17 protein-coding genes and 1 tRNA gene are annotated in these 19,238 nt (G+C 60.6%); 4 read left to right on the forward strand and 14 right to left on the reverse strand.

Translation table 11 applies throughout. The features are described from left to right. Window positions 1–32: 32 nt before the first annotated feature. Entirely contained in the window at window positions 33–1,943 is a 1,911-nt protein-coding gene (dibA, locus tag HKK54_RS09600; protein WP_169386668.1) for a phosphodiesterase DibA, read from the reverse strand. A 166-nt stretch (window positions 1,944–2,109) separates the two neighbouring features. Between dibA and desA the strand changes: the two genes are divergently transcribed. Both desA and HKK54_RS09610 read left to right on the forward strand, forming a co-directional pair. Next, entirely contained in the window at window positions 2,110–3,294 is a 1,185-nt protein-coding gene (desA, locus tag HKK54_RS09605; RefSeq protein WP_010168824.1) for a delta-9 fatty acid desaturase DesA, read from the forward strand. 322 nt (window positions 3,295–3,616) lie between these two features. Further along, a complete protein-coding gene (locus tag HKK54_RS09610) occupies window positions 3,617–4,615 on the forward strand; it encodes a GGDEF domain-containing protein (RefSeq protein ID WP_010168822.1) in 999 nt (332 codons plus the stop codon). A 136-nt stretch (window positions 4,616–4,751) separates the two neighbouring features. Here HKK54_RS09610 and HKK54_RS09615 read toward each other — a convergent pair whose 3' ends face one another. The 3 genes from HKK54_RS09615 to gabD all read right to left on the reverse strand — a co-directional run bounded on the left by HKK54_RS09615 (window position 4,752) and on the right by gabD (window position 9,001). Then, window positions 4,752–5,960 (reverse strand): HDOD domain-containing protein, encoded by a 1,209-nt coding sequence (locus tag HKK54_RS09615; RefSeq protein ID WP_010168820.1) that lies wholly within the window; start codon window positions 5,958–5,960, stop codon window positions 4,752–4,754. Window positions 5,961–6,098: 138 nt separating this feature from the next. After that, window positions 6,099–7,376, reverse strand: coding sequence for a 4-aminobutyrate--2-oxoglutarate transaminase (gene gabT, locus HKK54_RS09620; protein ID WP_010168817.1), 1,278 nt, complete (start codon window positions 7,374–7,376; stop codon window positions 6,099–6,101). Between the two features lie 182 nt (window positions 7,377–7,558). Further along, on the reverse strand, window positions 7,559–9,001 hold the full coding sequence (gabD, locus tag HKK54_RS09625; protein ID WP_010168815.1) for an NADP-dependent succinate-semialdehyde dehydrogenase: 1,443 nt from the start codon (window positions 8,999–9,001) through the stop codon (window positions 7,559–7,561). Between the two features lie 395 nt (window positions 9,002–9,396). Here gabD and HKK54_RS09630 point away from each other — a divergent pair. Then, window positions 9,397–9,473 (forward strand) — tRNA-Arg (locus HKK54_RS09630). Window positions 9,474–9,531: 58 nt separating this feature from the next. Here the strand turns inward: HKK54_RS09630 and HKK54_RS09635 are convergent. The 8 genes from HKK54_RS09635 to HKK54_RS09670 all read right to left on the reverse strand — a co-directional run bounded on the left by HKK54_RS09635 (window position 9,532) and on the right by HKK54_RS09670 (window position 17,435). Then, window positions 9,532–10,131, reverse strand: coding sequence for a hypothetical protein (locus HKK54_RS09635; protein WP_169386669.1), 600 nt, complete (start codon window positions 10,129–10,131; stop codon window positions 9,532–9,534). Beyond that, complete coding sequence (locus tag HKK54_RS09640; RefSeq protein WP_169386670.1) at window positions 10,128–10,688, reverse strand: RNA polymerase sigma factor; 561 nt, start codon at window positions 10,686–10,688, stop codon at window positions 10,128–10,130. The genes HKK54_RS09635 and HKK54_RS09640 overlap by 4 nt, the downstream gene beginning before the upstream one ends. Window positions 10,689–10,714: 26 nt before the next feature. Beyond that, a complete protein-coding gene (locus HKK54_RS09645; RefSeq protein ID WP_169386671.1) occupies window positions 10,715–12,364 on the reverse strand; it encodes a vWA domain-containing protein in 1,650 nt (549 codons plus the stop codon). A gap of 74 nt (window positions 12,365–12,438) precedes the next feature. Next, window positions 12,439–13,020: a hypothetical protein gene (locus HKK54_RS09650; RefSeq protein WP_169386672.1), complete on the reverse strand. Its 582-nt coding sequence runs from the start codon at window positions 13,018–13,020 to the stop codon at window positions 12,439–12,441. Window positions 13,021–13,174: 154 nt separating this feature from the next. Beyond that, window positions 13,175–13,738, reverse strand: coding sequence for a hypothetical protein (locus HKK54_RS09655; RefSeq protein WP_169385830.1), 564 nt, complete (start codon window positions 13,736–13,738; stop codon window positions 13,175–13,177). After that, entirely contained in the window at window positions 13,686–14,276 is a 591-nt protein-coding gene (locus tag HKK54_RS09660; protein WP_010168792.1) for a hypothetical protein, read from the reverse strand. Before HKK54_RS09660 ends, HKK54_RS09655 begins: the two co-directional genes overlap by 53 nt. Before the next feature lie 91 nt (window positions 14,277–14,367). Then, the gene (locus HKK54_RS09665; RefSeq protein WP_169386673.1) at window positions 14,368–16,956 is read right to left on the reverse strand and encodes an autotransporter family protein; all 2,589 of its coding nucleotides are present in this window, start codon (window positions 16,954–16,956) and stop codon (window positions 14,368–14,370) included. Between the two features lie 290 nt (window positions 16,957–17,246). Continuing rightward, complete coding sequence (locus HKK54_RS09670; RefSeq protein WP_010168790.1) at window positions 17,247–17,435, reverse strand: hypothetical protein; 189 nt, start codon at window positions 17,433–17,435, stop codon at window positions 17,247–17,249. Here HKK54_RS09670 and HKK54_RS09675 point away from each other — a divergent pair. Beyond that, window positions 17,413–17,643, forward strand: coding sequence for a hypothetical protein (locus tag HKK54_RS09675; RefSeq protein WP_169386674.1), 231 nt, complete (start codon window positions 17,413–17,415; stop codon window positions 17,641–17,643). The genes HKK54_RS09670 and HKK54_RS09675 overlap by 23 nt on opposite strands. A gap of 73 nt (window positions 17,644–17,716) precedes the next feature. On the opposite strand, the gene HKK54_RS09680 is transcribed toward HKK54_RS09675, so the two are convergent. Then, complete coding sequence (locus HKK54_RS09680; RefSeq protein WP_169386675.1) at window positions 17,717–18,589, reverse strand: hypothetical protein; 873 nt, start codon at window positions 18,587–18,589, stop codon at window positions 17,717–17,719. Between the two features lie 136 nt (window positions 18,590–18,725). Further along, entirely contained in the window at window positions 18,726–19,082 is a 357-nt protein-coding gene (locus HKK54_RS09685; RefSeq protein WP_010168787.1) for a hypothetical protein, read from the reverse strand. Window positions 19,083–19,238 lie beyond the last annotated feature (156 nt).

Consider the following 19,238-nt stretch of genomic DNA (forward strand, 5'->3'; position numbering starts at 1 on the left):
CAAGCTCCCTCGCCACAAAACCCACATGATGTTCAGCGAATGATCGGCGCCCTCGCCCAATCCAGCTCACTGGCCGGCATCGGCCGACCAAACCAGTACCCCTGGCCCAGGTCACACCGCTGCTCCAACAGAAACCGCGCCTGCTCGACCTGCTCGATACCCTCGGCGTGCACCTGCATGCCCATGCTCTGCGCCAACGCGATCACCACCCGCACGATCGCCGCGTCGTCTTCATCCCACGGCAACCCGGCGACAAAGCCCTGATCAATCTTGAGCTTCTGCACCGGCAACCGCTTGAGCCGCAGCAGCGATGAGTAACCGGTGCCAAAGTCATCAATGGCCAGGCGCAAGCCCAACTCCCGCAGGCGGTGCATTTGTTCAAGGGCGACTTCCGGGTCTTCCATTACCGCGCTTTCGGTGACTTCCAATTCCAGGAATGCCGGATCCAGCCCCGTATCGTGCAGCACCTTGGCCACTTGCTCATACAGCTCGCGCCGGGCAAACAGGCGGCTGGACACGTTCACCGCGAGGAACGTAAGCGGTGCGCCGCCGGCCAGCCACTGGCACATCTGGCGGCAGGCCTGGTCCATGACCCAGGCGTCGATATCGGCGATCAGCCCGGTACGCTCGGCAATCGGGATGAATTCCCCCGGCGGCACCAGCCCGCGCTCCGGGTGCTGCCAGCGCACCAGGGCTTCGACGCCGATCAGGCGGCTGTTCTGCAGGTCGTGCACCGGTTGGTAGTAAACCCGCAGCTCTTGCTGGTCGAGGGCGCGGCGCAGTTCGCCGGCCATTTCGACACGGTGCTGGGCGTGGGCGGTGAGTTCTTCGGTGTACAAGGCGTAGCCTTCGCGGCCGGCGCTCTTGGCCTTGAACAGCGCCGAATCGGCGTTGCGCAGCAGTTGCTCGGCGCTCAGGGCATCGCTGGGGAACAGGCTGATGCCAATGCTGGCGCTGATAAACAGCTGATGGCCGTCGAAGATGAACGGTTCTTTCATCCCATCGAGAATACGTTGCGCCAGGGCGGCCGCCTGAACCACCTGTGGACAACTTTCCGCCAGCACCGCGAACTCGTCGCCCCCCAGGCGCGCCAGGGTCACGCCGGGGCCGAACAGGCCTTGCAGGCGTTCGCCGACGGCCTTGAGCAACTGGTCGCCGACGTTGTGGCCAAGGCTGTCGTTGATGATCTTGAAGTGGTCCAGGTCCAGCAACAGCAAGGCGCAGCCGCGTTTATGGATCTGCGCCGAGGCCAGGGCCTGTTCGGCGCGGTCGGTGAACAGCAGGCGGTTGGGCAGGTCGGTCAGCGGGTCGTGGTGGGCGAGGTGCGCCAGTTCGTGCTCGGAGTGCTTGATGGCGCTGATGTCGGAGAACACCGCGACGTAGTGGCTGATGTTGCCCTGCTCATCGCGGATGACGCGGATGGTCTGCCACTGTGGATAAATTTCGCCGCTTTTACGGCGGTTCCAGATTTCGCCGCTCCATTCGCCTTCGCGCTCCAGGGTCTGGAACATCTGTTGATAGAAGCTCGCGGAGTGGCGCCCGGACTTGAACAGGCTCGGCTGGCGGCCCAACACGTCTTCGCCCTGGTAGCCGGTGATTTCGATAAAGGCCCGGTTGACGTGCACGATCAGCCCCTGCGCATCGGTAACCAGCACGCCTTCGCGGGTGCAATCGAACACAGCGGCGGCCTGGCGCAGCCGCTCGCGGTTTTCCTTGAGGGGCTGCTGGATCAGGTTTGCCCGGGCAAAACGGGCGCAAAGCAGATAAATCACCAGGGCGCTCAGGCCAATCCAGATATAGCCCCGCAGCGCCAGCCAATGGATCACTTGCGCCGGTTCGTCGGAAAGTTTGATCAACAGGTGCTGGCTGAGCTGTATCCACACAATGGAAACCAGCAGGTACAACAGCCCCGCACGCAGGGCACCTCGGTATGAAAACAGCATATGGTCAGTAATCCTTACTAAAAAACCAGAATCGCCCTACAAAGGGTCAGGATTATAGAATAGGAAACACCTTGTAAGTCTTATCTGAAACGGTGACTGGTTTTATCCGCAAAGGGAGTGATAATGCGGATGCTGTTTTTTTCTTTATCTGAGGGCCATACAGCCTATGTGGTACAACGGTTTTCTTGACTTGTCGGCCTGGCAACTGGTGGCAGTCACTCTGTTGATGACCCACGTGACCATTGTCGGGGTCACGGTCTATCTGCACCGCTATTCAGCCCACCGCTCCCTGGAGCTCAATGCTGGCCTGAAACACTTCTTCCGCTTCTGGCTGTGGCTCACCACGGCGCAGAACACCCGCGAGTGGACCGCTATCCACCGTAAACACCACGCCAAGTGCGAAACCGTCGACGATCCCCACAGCCCGGTGATCAAGGGCCTGTCCACTGTTCTGCGCAAAGGCGCCGAGCTGTACCGCGCCGAGGCCGAAAACCCCGAGACCCTGCGTATCTACGGCAAGAACTGCCCGGAAGACTGGATCGAACGCAAGCTCTACACCCCGTACCCGCTGCTGGGCGTGGCAATCATGGGCGTGATCGACCTGCTGCTGTTCGGCACCATCGGCATCACCATCTGGGCCATCCAGATGATGTGGATTCCGTTCTGGGCCGCCGGCGTGATCAACGGCCTGGGCCATGCCATCGGCTACCGCAATTTCGAATGCCGCGACGCGGCGACCAACCTGATTCCCTGGGGCATCATCGTTGGCGGCGAAGAGCTGCATAACAACCACCACACCTACCCCAACTCCGCCAAGCTGTCGGTGAAGAAGTGGGAGTTCGACCTGGGCTGGGCCTGGATCAAAGTGTTCAGCTTCCTGCGCCTGGCCAAGGTGCAACGGGTCGCGCCGATCGCCCACCGGGTCGAAGGCAAGGGCCACCTGGACATGGACACCGCCATGGCGATCCTCAACAACCGTTTCCAGATCATGGCCCAGTACCGCAAGTTGGTGATTGGCCCGCTGGTCAAGCAGGAACTGGAGAAGGTCGATCACTCGGTGCGCCACCAGTTCCATCGCGCCAAGCGCCTGTTGTCGCGGGAAACCAGCCTGCTGGATGACCGTCACCACGTGCGCATCCAAAGCATGCTGGAACACAGCCAGGCCCTGAAAGTGATCTACGAAAAGCGCCTGGCGCTGCAACAGATCTGGCTGAAAACCAGCACCAACGGGCATGACATGCTGGCGGCGATCAAGGAATGGGTACACGAGGCCGAGGCCAGCGGGATTCAATCCCTGCGGGACTTTGCCCACCAGTTGAAAACCTATTCGCTACGGCCTGCCGCGGTCTGATCACGGCTGTAGCGAGCCGATTTTTTGTGGCCAGGGAGCTGCTGTGGCGAGGGAGCTTGCTCCCGCTGGGCTGCGTAGCGGCCCCAAAATCTTGGGAGCGCTGCGCGCTCCAGCGGGAGCAATCTCCCTCGCCACAGCAAGCCCCTCACCCCAACAGGCTCGCTCCTACAGGTTTCTGGCGCCATTTCTTGGTCGCCTCAAATCGACGCTGATAACGGAACTTCGCTGCAAATTCCCCCTCTCAAACAACACTTCGCCATCCCGGCGGCCCTTGTTGTGACCGCTGCCCAACCCCGCGGCATGCCCAGAGAGAGTTGTGCCGATGGTCCCCGAACAGACCTTCACCGACCCACCCGTCCTCGACCAGCCACGACCGGCCGCCGCCGCTACGTTGCTGGCGCTGATGCATGCCCAGGGCGAAGTGGAGCGCTTGAGTGAACGCGAGCAACTGCTGAGTTCGCTGCTGGTCAGCGTGAACGCCGTGCTCTGGGCCATCGAGTGGGACACCCGCCGCGTGCTGTATGTCAGCCCGGCCTATGAGCGGGTTTTCGGACGTACGGCAGGCATGTTGCTCGCCGACTATCGGGAATGGCGCAACAGCATTCACCCCGAAGACCTCGACTACGCCGAACACAGCCTGGCCCAGGTGCTGCACAGCGGCGCCGTGGAAGACCGCGAGTACCGCATCATCACCGCCGACGGGCAGATCCGCTGGCTCAGCGACAAGTGCTACATCAACCAGCAGGCCGAGCCTGGCCAGCCGGTGATCGTCGTGGGCATGGCCGAAGACATCACTGAAAAGAAGCACCTGGAACTGGAGCTGCACCGCCTGGCCACCACCGACGTGCTGACCCGCAGCAGCAACCGCCGGCACTTCTTCGAGTGCGCCCACCACGAGTTCGAACGCGCCTGCCTGCAGGGCACGCCCCTGGCGTTCCTGCTGCTGGACATCGATGACTTCAAGGTGGTCAACGACACCTACGGCCACCTGGAGGGCGATCAGGTGTTGCAGCGTATCGCCGAGAGCGGTCGAGGAGTGCTGCGCCGTGGCGACCTGTTCGGGCGCATTGGCGGCGAAGAATTCGCCGCCGTGCTACCCGGCTGTGCGCCGGAGATGGCAATGCAAGTGGCCGAACGCCTGGGGCACGAGATTGCGCAACTGAGTTTCAGCCATGACGGTGAGAGCTTCGCGGTCACGGTCAGCCAGGGCCTGGCCAGCCTGACCGCCGAGGACGCCAACGTAGACAGCCTGTTCGCCCGTGCCGACGCCGCAATGTATGAGGCCAAGCGCCAGGGCAAAAACCGCGTGCTCACGGGCTGACGCACCACGACTCCCTGTGGGAGCTGGCTTGCCTGCGATAGCATCACCTCGGTGCAACTGACACACCGAGGTGCCTGCATCGCGGGCAAGCCCGGCTCCTACAAAAGCCAGCTCCCACACTGGCCCGCATCGCCTGTCAGGTTTTGCGCATACGCGCCAATTCCGGCAAACCCACCTTGAGCAAGCGTGCGGTCTTGCCTTTGGCCAGCGCCTCGACGCCTTCATGCTCGGTCAGCCGTGCCAGTTGCGCCGCCAGGTTCATCACCAGCGCTTCCCGGGAATACACCCCGCCTTCCAGCGAATAAATCGCCGCGATCAACTGGCGCAACTCCAGCGGCAAGCGCCAACGGGTGCGCAACGCCGAGCCATAGGCTGCACCGAAGGTGTAAAGAGACTCGCCTATCGCTTCGTCATCCAGTTCGCCGCCGCCCTGCAGCCAGTCTTGCAGGCACCGCAGCAAGGCCAGGTCGCCGAGGCGATGGAGGATGCCGGCGCTGTAGCAGCGCTCGTGATCCAGGTCGAGCATGCGCGCCAGGCTGCGGGCGTAGTCGGCGGTGCGTTGGGACAGTTGCCAGTGACGCTCGGCGTAATCCACAAGGCTTGGGTCGCTCAGCACCACGTTGTGCTTGAGGGCGAGCCCCAGGATCAGGTTCATGCTCTGCCCGGCCGCCAGCTTGTGCAGGGCCATGGACAGGGTTTGCACCGGCGAACCGTGATGGCCTGCGCTGTTGGCGGCAGCGATCAGCACGGCAGTGATTTGCGGGTCCATGCGCACCTGCTCTTCCAGGCGCTTGAGGTCCAGGCCTTCCGGCTCCAGGCTGTGCTGCACCGCGGCCTGCACGTCGACCCGCAGCGGCGCGCCATCGGAGGCTTCGCGGCGCCGTTCCAGAAACACCGGCAAAGTCATGCCCGGCGCCAGGGCCGGGACTTCGCAGTACACCGTCTCGCCTTCATTCAGCAGCAGGTCTTGCAGGCGCTGGGTCAGGCCTTCCATGTTCAGCGGTTTGGTCAGGTACGCCGTCGGCGCCAGGGGCAAGGCTTCGCGCACGCTGGCGCTGTCGTTGCGGGTGCTCAGCAGGATAAACGGCAGCAGCGGCGAACGCCGTTGCTGGCGCACGCTGCGCAACAGGCTCAGGCCATCGACGCCGGGCAGCTCCCAGTCGGCGATGATCAGGTCATAGGGTTTCTCTCGCAGCAGCTCGGCGGCCCGCTGGCCATCGGCACACACATCCAGCCGTGCGTCACAGCGCACATTCAGCAACACCTGCTTGAGCAAATCCCGGGACCAGGGTTCGGCCTCGGCAATCAACACACGGGGTACAGCCGGTAAATCAACAGCAGTCATCCAGCACGCTCCATCGGCAATACCAGCACCTTAGACAAAGGAGCCGCCTGCGTACAATGAACAACGGCTGAATACCGTTCATCGGGCACAAAAAAACCCGCCTGAGCGGGTTTTTTTGTCGATCAGGTCAACTTTTGATCACAGCTCGGAGAAGCACTCTTCGATGATCGCCAGGCCTTTGTCCAGCTGCTCGTCCGGCGAGGTCAGCGGAACCAGCACGCGCAACACGTTGCCGTAGGTGCCGCAGGACAGCAGGATCAAGCCCTTGTCGCGAGCCTTGGCCACCACGGAAGCAACGGCAGCGGCGTTCGGCTTGTGGCTGTCGCCACCTTCAAACAGCTCGACCGCAATCATCGCGCCCAGGGCACGCACTTCGCCGATCACCGGGTACTTGGCCTGGATAGCTTTCAGGCCGGTGACCAGGCGCTCGCCGACAGCCTTGCAGCGGTCCAGCAGGTGCTCTTCTTCGAACACTTCCATCACGGCCAGGGCCGCGGCGCAAGCAATCGGGCTACCGGCGTAGGTGCCGCCCAGGCCGCCTGGAGCAATGGCGTCCATGTATTCAGCCTTGCCGCACACACCGGCCAGCGGGAAGCCGCCTGCGATGGATTTGGCGAAGGTGGTCAGGTCGGCAGCAACGCCCATCTGTTCCATGGCGAAGAAGGTACCGGTGCGGCCGGCGCCGGTTTGCACTTCGTCGGCGATCAGCAGGATGCCGTGCTTGTCGCACAGTTCACGCAGGCGCTTCATGAAGGATTTAGGCGCGACATAGAAACCGCCTTCGCCCTGCACCGGCTCGATGATGATGGCAGCGATATCACGCGGCTCGGCATCGTTCTTGAAGATGCGTTCGATGCTGGCGATGGAGTCGTCGTCGCTCACACCGTGCAGTTCGTTCGGGAACAGTGCGCGGAACACGCCGCCTGGCATCAGGCCCATGCCGGCCGAGTACGGCACGACTTTGCCGGTCAGGCCCAGGGTCATCATGGTGCGACCGTGGTAGGCGCCAGTGAACGCGATCACGCCGGCACGGCCAGTGGCGGCACGCGCAATTTTCACGGCGTTTTCTACCGCCTCGGAACCGGTGGTGACCAGCAGGGTTTTCTTGGCGAAATCACCCGGGACCTTGGCGTTAACTTTTTCGCACAGCTCAACGTACGGCTCGTAGGCCAGTACCTGGAAGCAGGTGTGAGTCAGCTTGTTCAGTTGCTCGGTCACGGCCGCGATGATTTTCGGGTGCACGTGGCCGGTGTTCAGCACGGCGATACCGCCGGCGAAGTCGATGAATTCGCGACCTTCAACGTCGGTCACGGTGGCGTTCTTCGCCGACTCGGCGAAGATCGGGTGAATCTGGCCAACACCGCGGGGTACAGCGGCTTCGCGGCGTTTCATCAGGGATGCGTTGGTCTTGCTCATAAAGTCCTCATTCGCCACTCATCGGGTGGCGTGGTCCAAGGAATACGTGGCGGGGAGGCAACTACGGCAGCATGCGATGATCGACTGCCACAGCTTTCCCGGCCACTACGAATAACGGGGTGAAACACGCAAAGGGACAGCGCTCTCGTGCCCTCTGCGTTTACTGCAATCTCGCGCCGGGCTTAGATGCCCAGGCAGAGGTATTTGATTTCCAGGTAATCCTCGATCCCGTACTTGGAGCCTTCACGGCCCAGGCCCGAAGCCTTGATGCCGCCGAACGGCGCCACTTCGTTGGAGATCAACCCGGTGTTGACGCCGACCATGCCGTATTCCAGGGCTTCCGCCACACGGAACACACGGCCCAGGTCGCGGGCATAGAAGTAGGACGCCAGGCCGAACTCGGTGTCGTTGGACATCGCGATCACTTCGGCTTCGTCTTTGAAGCGGAACAGCGGCGCCAATGGGCCGAAGGTTTCTTCCTTGGCCACGGCAGCGTCTTTCGGCACGTTGACCAGGATGGTCGGCTCGAAGAAATTGCCATCGATGACCTTACCGCCGGCCAGCAGGGTGGCGCCTTTGCTCAGGGCATCAGCGATGTGCTCCTGAACCTTGGCCACAGCCTTCTCGTCGATCAGCGGGCCAGTGGTGGTGCCCTCTTCCAGACCGTTGCCGATCTTCAGCTTGGCCACGGCCACTTTCAGTTTCTCGGCGAACGCGTCGTACACCGAATCCTGAATGTACAGGCGGTTGGCGCAGACGCAGGTCTGGCCGTTGTTGCGGTACTTGGAAATGATCGCGCCTTCGACGGCCTTATCCAGGTCTGCGTCGTCGAACACGATAAACGGCGCGTTGCCGCCCAGTTCCAGGGAGACTTTCTTGATGTCCTTGGCGCATTCGGCCATCAACTGGCGACCGATTTCGGTGGAGCCGGTGAAGGACAATTTACGCACGATCGGGTTGCTGGTCAGCTCGCTGCCGATATCGCCGGCGCTGCCGGAGACCACGCTGAACACGCCTTTCGGAATGCCGGCACGCTGGGCCAGCTCAGCCAGGGCGAACGCGGAGAACGGGGTTTGCGACGCAGGCTTGAGCACCATGGTGCAACCGGCGGCCAGGGCCGGGCCGGCTTTACGGGTGATCATCGCGGCCGGGAAGTTCCACGGCGTGATGGCGGCGGTAACGCCGATCGGCTGCTTGATCACGATCAGGCGCTTGTCCGGCTGGTGGCCGGGGATGACGTCACCGTAGACACGCTTGGCTTCTTCGGCGAACCACTCGATGAACGAAGCGGCGTAAACGATTTCGCCCTTGGCTTCGGCCAGTGGCTTGCCCTGTTCCAGGGTCATCAGGCGGGCCAGGTCGTCCTGGTTCTCGATGATCAGTTCGAACCAGCGACGCAGCTTGTTGGCGCGGTCCTTGGCGGTGAGTGCACGCCAGGCCGGCAGGGCCTTGTCAGCGGCTTCAATGGCGCGACGGGTTTCGGCGGCACCCATTTTTGGCACGGTACCGAGGATTTCGCCGGTAGCGGGGTTGTTGACCTTGATCGTTTGACCGTTGTCCGCATCGACCCAAGCGCCATCAATAAAGGCTTGCTGGCGGAACAACTGGGTGTCTTTGAGCTGCATGTCGGCTTTCCTTAACAGCACCGCGCACGCGCGGAGCGAATTAGAGTTGTTGAAAGGCGCCTTGAGGGCTGCCGTCAGGGAAATCATTCACTGGGCTGAAGCACGTAAATAGCGCACGAAAGGACAAATGTGCGGTTCAGCACCCAGACAAGAGCGTTTGAAATCTCAAACGAATCCTAGGATCAATGGGGGTACAGGGCAATAGTCTGTTCGAAAAAAAGAACGAAAACGGCGCATTTGCTCCATTTTTCTGATCAGCGTATTTCAGGCGAGTTCCACCTCAATCCGTCGAAACGCCCGGCACAGGGCATCAGCGACGCGTAATCCTACGGGAGGGCGGCCAAAAAGCGGCATGGACGCCCATGGTCGACATGGGTATGATGTCGCCCGCACAAGCATCCGTAGCTCAGCTGGATAGAGTACTGCCCTCCGAAGGCAGGGGTCGTGGGTTCGAATCCCGCCGGGTGCACCAGATACAGACGAAAAAGCCCCAGGTCGAAAGACCTGGGGCTTTTTTTGTGGGCGCCGATTCAGGGTTTCTGCAACGCCTCCAACCGCGCCGGCAAATCCTCCTTGGGAAAGCGCTTGTGCAACTCCAGCAGTTTCTCATCCGCCGCCTTGGCCTCTCCCGCCTGCCGCAACCGCAGGATCTCCTGCAAGCCTTGCTCCAGTGGCGGCAGCACAACAGCCGCGCGTTTGCTCATCTTCGCCACCGACTCATCCGCCAGCACACCGGCGACTTCGGCCTGCACCTGCGGCGCACTGTCGGCCTGCGGAGCCACGGAGAATCGAGCCATCGGCGCGGCTGCCGGGGCCGGGCGGGCCAGTTCCTGCGGGGCGGCCGCGTAAGTCCCTGTGGATAACTCCGGCTGCGGCACCGGCGAGCGCGTGACCAAACCAATCATCAGGGCCACTCCCGCGACGGTGGCAAACGCCATCTGCCAGCGCGGCCGTTGGCAGGCCTGTAACCAGCGCTGCCACAGATTGGGCTGGCGCACCGGGGTTTCGCGGTGGGCGGTGGCCAGGATGAAGGCGTCCAGGGAAGCCGGCGGCTCGCCGCGGGTGTGTTGACGGAAATGCTCGATCAGCACGTCGTCGTTTGAATCCGGGGTCTGTCGGGAGTCAGTCATGCGGGTACCTCCTCGGCCAGCAGTCGGCGCAGTTTCTGCTGGGCGTAACGCAAGCGGCTTTTTACCGTTTCCAGTGGGGCGCCGGTGAGCGCGGCAATTTGTGGCACTTCCAGGTCGCCGTGCAGGCGCAGCAGGAACACTTCGCGCTGGTCTTCGGGCAAGTCTTGCAGTGCGGTGTCCAGGCGCGCCTGGTCGCGGCTCAGGCTCAGCAGTTGCTCGGGCCCGGCGCTGTCGTCGGGCTGGCCGTGCAGTTGCTCATCGTAGCTATCGTGCAGCGGGTTGTGGATGCCGTGCTTACGCCAGTGGTCGATCAGGCGGTTGCGGGCAATCTGGAACAGCCAGGTACGAAAACTCGCCCGGCCCTGTGGCTCGCTTGTGCTGCGGATCAGGCTGAGCCAGGTGTCCTGGAACACTTCCTCGGCCAGTTCGGCCTTGTTGCTCAAGGACACGAGGAAACGGTAAAGGCCCTGTCGATGCCGCGCATACAGGGCCTCGAACGCCGCACCATCGCCGCTGCGGTAGCGGGACAGCAGGGCTTCGTCGCTGGGTGAATCCATCAGGTGGCGCACTCCTTTGAGGTGGATCAGTGTTTGGCCGGTGCCTGGAGGCTCTGGGCCAATTCAACCAGTTGCACAAACTCGCCGCGCAAACCGAAGGGGTCGTCGCCCCGGGCGGAGCGGGCCAGTGCGGCCGTGTCCTTGAAGCTCATGCTGCCAGTGTAGCGGCCATCACCCTTGAGTTGCTGGGCGAAGGCGGCCACGGCGGCAGAGAAGCGCAGGTCGTCGCTGGGTTTGGCGTTCTGCTCGTTGTTGATCGGGTGTTCGATCAGTCGGCTATTGCCGCCTTCAGCCGGCTTGTAGCGTACTCGCAGCATGGCCAATTCGGAGGTTTTACCGTCAGCGTTGGGTGGCGATGCGTAGCGCAGTGGCTCCAGCCAGCCCTGCGCGCCCTTCGGGACAATTTCATACAACGCGGTCACCGTGTGCCCTGCACCGATCTCTCCGGCATCGACCTTGTCGTTGTTGAAATCCTCTCGCTTCAAGGCGCGGTTTTCATAGCCCAGCAGTCGGTATTCGCTGACCTGTGCCGGGTTGAATTCCACTTGCAGTTTCACATCCCGGGCCACCACCGCGAGGGTCGAGCTGAGTTGGTCCACCAGCACCTTGCGGGCTTCACGCAGGTTGTCGATGTAGGCGTAGTTACCGTCACCGGCGTCGGCCAGTTGTTCCATCAGCTGTTCGTTGTAGTTATCCACACCAAAGCCGAGGGTGGTCAGGGACACGCCGCTTTTGCGCTGGTCCACGGCCATTTGCTTCAGGCTGTCGAAGTCACTGACACCCACATTGAAGTCGCCGTCGGTGGCCAGCAGGATGCGGTTGATGCCTTTGTAGATAAACCCTTCGCGGGCCATTTGGTAGGCCATTTCGATACCCGAGGCGCCTGCGGTGGAGCCGCCGGCGGTCAACTGGTCGATGGCGTTGCGGATCGTGGTTTTGTCCCGACCCGACGTAGGCTTGAGCACCACCCGCGATTCACCGGCGTAGACCACCAGCGACACGCGGTCCTGGTCACGCAGTTGGTCCACCAGTAATTTCAGGGTGCTCTTGACCAGCGGCAGGCCTTCGCGCCGGTTCATCGAGCCGGACACGTCCACCAGGAACACCAGGTTGGCCGGTGCCAGGTCCGCCACGGCGCGGTCCGAGGCCTTGATGCCAATGCGCAGCAATCGGGTGTGGGGGTTCCACGGTGACGGTGCCACTTCGGTGGTCACGCCAAAGGGCGTGCCGTCGGTGGGCAACGCGTAGTCGTAGGTGAAGTAATTGACCATCTCCTCCAGTCGCACAGCACCTTCAGGTGGCAGGCTGCCTTGGTTGAGGAAACGCCTTACGTTGGCATAGCTGCCGGTGTCGACATCGACGCTGAAGGTGGAGACCGGCGTTTCGGCCACGCTGCGGATCGGATTGTCCGGGAGGTTCTGATATTGCTCCCGGTACTCCATGGCGGCCGAGTCACGCATCACAAACTGCGACGCCATCGGTGCCGGCGCAACCATCCGCTTGACCGTGGCACCCTCAGCGCGGACGGGTTCGCTTTGCAGCTGCGCAACGGGTGCAGATTCAGCCGGCTTGGCCACATCACGGGATGCAGAAAGCCCACATCCGGCAAGCGCCACCAGCAGGGTCACGGTGAAGCCTTGGGCGGCAGGGCGCAACAGCAGAAGAGGACGGGACATGGGCTGAACCTCGTGAATGAATGATCCGTTCACAAGGTCAGACGCAAGGGACTGGCGATTCGGGTTAACGCACTTTAGCGCGAAGGGATATCGCGCAAGTCATCGACGATAAAGCGGCTCAGCACGCCCGTATAAAACGGCTCGACGCTGGAGTTGCCGGTATTGCTGACGATCCCGCCGATCGTCTTGTATTGCTGCCATTGGCCAAACAAGCCCGCGGGAACCAGGCCGTCACGGTCCTTGGCAAAGTGCAATACCTCACCACCGGCCTTCTTGACCTTGACCAGGTAGTTGAAATCCACACTGGTCAGGACCGTGTTGTCGTCAACGAGCACGGTAGCGATCCCGCCCTTCGAATCCTGGAAATGACGGGCATAGACGACCTTCACATCCAACAGATAGTCAGCGCTTTCCTTACTGGTGGCGTAGCGCTTGGCCTTGAGCAGGCGGTTGACCAGGTCGACGCCCAGTTGCTCGCGGACTTTTTCATCCGGCAGGAAGCGCTCGTTCTTGCCCACTACGTCAACGTCGAAGGTGTCGAGCCAATAGGTGGCGGTCTTGGGGATCTGAACCGGGGCGGGGGAAATGTAGTAAGCCGGCTTGGAGGCGCAGCCCGCCAGAACGGTGAGGGCCAGGAGTAAAGCAAAAGCGCGCATGTCTGAGTTCTTCCCTGAATGATGTCAATTTGACTTCATTTTACGGAGTCGCACGTGGCTTTTCGAGCCCTGCTTCAATTTGAAGCAATAGCCCCAAAGAAACGACGTCATTACCCCGGTATTCCTGCGCGAGTCCTGGTTAAACGGCTACTCATCAATTTGGACCATCAACCCGCTCGCCACTGGCCTTGTCCCGCACTTCGAGACTCCAAACCTTGGAATTGACCTCTGCGGTCAACAGATAGCCGTGCCCCGCCAGCAAGTCGACATCCCTGATGATTGGAAAAGACAGGCCTGACCCCATCCGCGCAACCACCTTGATGCGGTGCCGGCCTGGAGCAAACTGGTAGTCCTTGTAATTGACCAGCCAAAACAGGTTGTCTTTACCATCGACTTCAACGATGACGATGGAGGGGTGAGACATCTGAAGCGTGGCAATACCTGAAGCGGGTACACCCTCAGCGCTTTTATCCACATACGAAACACAACCCGCTGACACAACCAATACCCACGCCAGGGCAATCCAGCGCGAACATCCTTTAAGGCAATGGAACATGAACACTCCCTGAGCGCCGGGCAGCCGCCGGCGCGTGATCTTCATTTCAACCGCTGTATCCGCTGCGGGCTTAAATACTTGATTGCCGATAAGCACCTTTACATCGGCATCAGCCCGCAGCGCCTGTCGCCGCTGCCACAGTCGCCACCGGGATACGCTCATTGGGCGCAGTCACGTCGTACACATGCTGCTCACAGCCCTTCCCGATAATCACGAACTCCACCAGGTAAACCTTTTGCTTCTCAGGCTTGAAGGTCGAACTCATGGGGCCGCATTCATACACATAGGTTTTGACGAGGCCGACGTAGTTAGCGTTGTAGACCCGTGACTCACCGATCACTTCAAAGGGCTGCCCCGGGTCTGCCTGCACTTCCAACTGTGGGAAGCGTTTGGCGACGGCGCTGTTGCCCACTTCGCTCATCTTGGCGATCCAGCCAAATACCTTGCCACGGCCGGAATCCACCACGGTCCCGAGAATTTCCGGACGCTGGTCTGCATCGGAACTACGGCGTACGGAGAACTGCACCGGGTAGGTAAAACCGGTCGCCTTCATGATGACCTTGGCGTGATCAGCGTCCACCTCGACCTTTTTTTGCTGCAACTGAACGCCGTCCGTGAGCAGGCTTGGCGAGGAGTTCCTGGCAGTGGAGTGGCAGCCGGCCAAGGCCAGGGCGAGGATCAAGAGTGAGGTCTTTTTCATGGTTATTTCCCTATTTCAAAACAACGAGAATCCGGCGTCGGGCTACCTGGAAATCCGTAGCCCGACGCCATTTTTTTATCGGCTGCAATGCTTAAAACGCGTACCGCGCCTTGAGCATGACGCCATCGGCATCAAACCCGCTGCGCGCCTGGCGGGTGTAACTGGCACCCACGGTCAACGCCGACACTTGGTAGTTCAGGCCCACACTGGCTTCGTAGCTGTCGCGGGCCACGGAAGCACCGGTGACGGTGAACGCCGAGCCGCCCTGCACGAAGCTGGACGTCTGCGCCACACGGTCGCCCATCAGGTCGTGGTAGGCCATCAAGGTGGCCTCCGGTTGCAGGCTGCCGGTGGACAACGGCAAGTTGCCCGCCAGGCGCAGGCCTGCACCCAACTCGCCCACTTCATAACGCTGTGAACCGGTGCTCAGCGCCGCAGAAGAACCCTTCTCGTTGAAACCGTCCATGCGCACGCTGGAATAACGGGCTGCCACCCGCGGCTCGATCAACACGGCATCCGAGAGTTTGAAGGTGTAGCCACCGAGCACGCTTGCCGACAGCACATCGCTGCCGTAGCTGCCCTTGGCCGTGGTGCCTGCTACATGGCGCTTGCTGTCGTTGTCGTTATGGCCGTAGCTCAGGCTGCCATCGACGAACCAGTTCTGCAGCGACCAGTTGCCGTACAACGACAGCGCGTTACCCTGCACTTCCGTCTTGTTGCCCAAGTCGGAATGGATATTGGAATTGAGGTAGCTGTAGGCCACGCCGAGGATCGTGGTGTCGTTCAACCGACCGTCCGCCCCCACTGCCATGCCGCTGCTGTTGGCCGAGTAACCGTTGTCACCGCCACGGCCGTCCTGGTCCATGTTGCTGCTCAGGCCTTGCACCCACACGCCAGCGGCTTCGCGATTTTCGCGCTGGCCGGTGAGGCGGTTGAGGATCGCGCCGTTGATCACGGTCTGACCCGACAGTGCCACATCCAGCGCGCCACGGTTGACGTCCGGCTTTAGCTGCTCACCGATCTGCGCCAGTTGCTGTGCGGTGCCGGCGTTGGCCAGGGACTGGAATACCGGGTCGTCCTGGCTGAGACGGCTCAGTACGCCGTTCTTGAAAGTGTTCACTGATGTAGCTGCCGTTGCGCTGGCGCCCACGCCAGCCAGCGCTTGCTGCACTTGCTGGTTGTCCTTGACCGCCACCACCGCCTTGACGGTTTGCGCGTCGGCCGAGTAGCTGAGCACATCCAGCAGCGATGACGAGCTGGCAACAGACAGGCCGTTGTCTTGCACGCTGGTGGCTTGCAGCAAGGTGTACTGCGTGCCGTTGTTGGTCGTGGCGAAGTCGCCAGGTTTGGCGCTCACGGTCAACGTCGAGGCCTGGGCAAAACTGGCGCCACCGTTAACACTCAGGTACGGCGTGGTCGGCAACACGCTGTCGGACAGGCGCATGTCGATACCCGCGCCGCTGGCGACATTGAGGTTGCCGGTGATCGCAGTGCCGGGTGCGGAGAGATTCAGCGAGCCTGAGTTGACCGATACCGGCGCGATGATGCGGCTGCCGGTGAAATCTGCCTGGCCAGCGATATTCACGGCGTTGACGTTGAGTACGTCGCCGATGATCTTCCCGCCGGTCCAGTTCAGGGTGGCCAGGTTTGCCGCGTCGATGGCGATGCCGGCGTTACTGCGGATCTCACCGGCTTGCTGGTTGATCTCAAACGCCGAAATCTGATCGGCAGCGTCCACGCGAATGGCTGTGCCATCGGCGCTGATCGTGCCGCGGTTAACGATGCCGCGCGCGCCGGTTGCGCTGTTCTGGGCAAAGGTTGCCCCGGCAAACTCGAAGGCATTGGCGTTGGTACCCGTGGCCTCAAGGGTGCCGGTGTTGAGGATGTAGTCGACCGTACCGTTTAGAAACATCACCGTCTTGGCGTCATTGCCGTTGGCAGAAAGCAGCCCACTGTTTTCGATGCGCAGAGGGTTGGTGTCAGTTTCAACCTCGATACCCCAGGCGCCTTCGCCTGTTGCCTTGAGCGTGCCGGCGTTGAGGATTTTGCCGCCGACGGTGGTGCCCAGATTGTTCTGGCGGTCGAGGATCAGGCCGATGGCGTAATCACCGTTCAAGTCGATTACGCCGGTGTTGGAGACGTCGCCGGCGATGGTGGTGCCATGCAGGTAAATGCCTTCACCGCCATCCACGTAGGAGGGTGAAGCCGGCGCCGTCAGGGGCAGTGTGGAACGGATGGTGCCGGAGTTGATGACACTTCCGCCGATAGTCGTCGCGCCGATCTCAAGCCCCTCGTAACCCCCATTTTTCATAAGAATGTTGCCCGCCTGAACCACGTCCCCGGTGACAGTTCCCGGGCTCAGATTTTGCGGGCCCGACCAGAACAGCGGGTCCAGGGCAATCGCTCGGATGGCGGCGCCCTGGGAATCCAGGGTGATGTCGGCACGGTTGATCAACGAACCCTGGATAGTGGTGTTGGCCACACCCAGTCCGGCAGGGTTGGTGGTGGTCGGCACCACTACTTGGGAGAACGTCCCGTTGATGGTCAATGACTCATTGAAGGTCTCGCCGACCCAAATGTTCTTGCCCTGCCCCAGGTCGAACTCCACCGCCAGCGCTTGCGAACTGATTGCGCCGACCATGAGTGCCAACAGGCTTTTCTGGAACTGCTTACGCTTCATTTCAAACTCCATGAACTACATTAAAAGCCGCCAATAGGCCCGGCGGCAGTAGGTGTACTGAGAAGGATCAATTGATCCGAATGCATTCCCCCGCGGTGCCTTCCTGAAACGCAGGCGCGCGCCTGTGCACCGCAGCGGGCGGTGACAGAAAAGAGGTTTGGGGGGCAAGGTTCACATTAATCCTTAATGTCATTTGAAAACGCTGCAGTCCATGCAGCCCGACCGGTTGCGGGTGGGCGAGGTAAAGACACTGGGATATACAAAATGTTCAAGGCGCTCGGCGGGCTCTATCAATAACCACCGGCGTTGAGATCAGCCACCGCAAGCCAGAGCATCTCGTCGCCACGGTCCATCCGCGCCACCACGGTGAGCGTCGGATAGACCACGCTGCTGAAGCCCCACTCGCCTACCGTCAGTTGAATCTGCGCATCGGCTGGCTCATCGTCCCCCACCACCTTGAGCGATGAGGTCTTACCCACCCATGCGCCCCTCGACGTCCTCCACGACGCCGCCGTGTACCGGATTCGCGCCGTCACCCGACTGCTGGAAAACCTGGCATTCCGCGACCCGCTCAGCAGCGATGCCGTGGTGCTTCAAGACTTCGCCCAATTGCTGGCGATTCCGCTGCGCGATGGGTGTGATCTGCTGGATGTCATCAGTCGCCGGCTCACTGCCGACCCCTCCTGAGTGAAAGCCGGGCGGCGGTAGCGCCGCCCCCTTGATGGCCAGGGCGAAGATAAAAACGGGGCTTTGACTGCTTTCATGTTCCACCAAAAAAACGCCTGTAAGCGGATTCAACCCTTACGACCAGTTCCTCAGGTGAGAAAACCAAGTGTCTCAATGCCGCCGTTCCCACGTAAAGCAGCGGGTTCGTCACGGTAGGTGATGGCAGGCCAAGCTGTTGGCGCGCCCGGTAAATCGCGCCAACCTCCACCAACAACAAATCAAACGGCGGGCTTTTGAATTCGGGTTTCCAGGCGCCGCCATTGTCCTGCGCATTGGCCAGGTGATACCGACCAAGCTCCTCCAGCACCACTGCCAACTGTTGCTCGTCATTCCAGTTGTCTATCACCGACTGATAAATGCCCAGGTTCATCGACTCGATTTGTGCAACGGCGCCTTGCTGCGAATAAACGGAGTAAAGCCACAACATGAAAGGCTCAAAGTGGCGTGCTTTCATAAAACGCGCATCAACGGCGCCCGGCACAGACAGCATCCCGGCCAACACATCGGCCGTCGATGACGCCAGGTCACGCCGGTCTGCCGCCATGAAGGCCGCGAGCAGACACGCGGCATGGCTCAGATGATTGCTCAGGTCAGGCACCGTCTTGATGCCTTGAAGAAAACGCGTGTTGGAGAAGGACCTGGCTTTTAACATCAGTGCCCAGTAGCGATACATCATCGAACGGGCGACGTTCTCCCAGCCGGTTTCATCGCCGTCGAAAATGGCAACTTCCCCCTGAATGCCATAATGAACCGCAAGCATTCCCAGTGAGTCCGAAACGTTGTCAAACCCCAGCAAAGAATCACTGGCCAAGTCCTCGTCCAGAAACTCAAGCTCTTGAGCAACCACGACAGGCGAACGGGACAGCCAGTGTCGGTGCTTTCCAAGAATGCTGCTTACTTTCTTCACTCTCGTTTTCCTCATGGAAACAGCGGAAACAGGGGTCAGACCACAATTCTTCTCTTTGCAAAACAGGGGCTAGACCACCAATACCCGCCCTCACATTAATCGTGGCCCGCCCCCGCTTTTCCTAAAGCGCTTCTTTTTATCTTGCTGAAACAGCACAAACAAAATCATTTATAGCCATTTGATCCGTATCATTTTTCGCAAAACGCTCCAGCACCGGAATTAAATAATACTGCATCAAATCACACCTGGCCGGATCCTTCGGTACAGCGTCCTTAAGGCACGCAATCATCAGTTTAATAGACATAATTGACGCGAACGCTTCATAGCCTCTTCCACTTGAAAAAGGGACATTCTTGAAATAGTACTCCGCTAAGAGTCTTTGTTCGGACTTCTTCCAAGATCGGTGAGGTATAAGCACCAAAGCCTCACTCCAATGTTCAGAATTGATAGGATACTCACTCATTATCCAAGCAGCAGCCTGATCAGAAGTCATCTTCACTATTCCTTTACAAAGTGACGTTAACCGAGCGTCCATATCAAACCTACTTTCTTGGATTAAATGTTTTTTCTGGAAGCCTCAAGTTACCTTTTAAGGTGGCCGGTGGCTGATAGTGGCCAGAACTATTATCCCCTTTAGTTTGGGATTCAA

The organism is Pseudomonas sp. ADAK13 (assembly GCF_012935715.1).
Taxonomy (GTDB): Bacteria; Pseudomonadota; Gammaproteobacteria; order Pseudomonadales; family Pseudomonadaceae; genus Aquipseudomonas.

What these genes read in the sequence shown, in the direction of transcription:
- dibA (WP_169386668.1), bottom strand. Translation starts at nt 1,943, where the DNA reads ATGCTGTTTTCATACCGAGGTGCCCTGCGTGCGGGGCTGTTGTACCTG.
- desA (WP_010168824.1), top strand. Translation starts at nt 2,110, where the DNA reads ATGTGGTACAACGGTTTTCTTGACTTGTCGGCCTGGCAACTGGTGGCA.
- HKK54_RS09610 (WP_010168822.1), top strand. Translation starts at nt 3,617, where the DNA reads ATGGTCCCCGAACAGACCTTCACCGACCCACCCGTCCTCGACCAGCCA.
- HKK54_RS09615 (WP_010168820.1), bottom strand. Translation starts at nt 5,960, where the DNA reads ATGACTGCTGTTGATTTACCGGCTGTACCCCGTGTGTTGATTGCCGAG.
- gabT (WP_010168817.1), bottom strand. Translation starts at nt 7,376, where the DNA reads ATGAGCAAGACCAACGCATCCCTGATGAAACGCCGCGAAGCCGCTGTA.
- gabD (WP_010168815.1), bottom strand. Translation starts at nt 9,001, where the DNA reads ATGCAGCTCAAAGACACCCAGTTGTTCCGCCAGCAAGCCTTTATTGAT.
- HKK54_RS09635 (WP_169386669.1), bottom strand. Translation starts at nt 10,131, where the DNA reads ATGACTGACTCCCGACAGACCCCGGATTCAAACGACGACGTGCTGATC.
- HKK54_RS09640 (WP_169386670.1), bottom strand. Translation starts at nt 10,688, where the DNA reads ATGGATTCACCCAGCGACGAAGCCCTGCTGTCCCGCTACCGCAGCGGC.
- HKK54_RS09645 (WP_169386671.1), bottom strand. Translation starts at nt 12,364, where the DNA reads ATGTCCCGTCCTCTTCTGCTGTTGCGCCCTGCCGCCCAAGGCTTCACC.
- HKK54_RS09650 (WP_169386672.1), bottom strand. Translation starts at nt 13,020, where the DNA reads ATGCGCGCTTTTGCTTTACTCCTGGCCCTCACCGTTCTGGCGGGCTGC.
- HKK54_RS09655 (WP_169385830.1), bottom strand. Translation starts at nt 13,738, where the DNA reads ATGAGCGTATCCCGGTGGCGACTGTGGCAGCGGCGACAGGCGCTGCGG.
- HKK54_RS09660 (WP_010168792.1), bottom strand. Translation starts at nt 14,276, where the DNA reads ATGAAAAAGACCTCACTCTTGATCCTCGCCCTGGCCTTGGCCGGCTGC.
- HKK54_RS09665 (WP_169386673.1), bottom strand. Translation starts at nt 16,956, where the DNA reads ATGAAGCGTAAGCAGTTCCAGAAAAGCCTGTTGGCACTCATGGTCGGC.
- HKK54_RS09685 (WP_010168787.1), bottom strand. Translation starts at nt 19,082, where the DNA reads ATGACTTCTGATCAGGCTGCTGCTTGGATAATGAGTGAGTATCCTATC.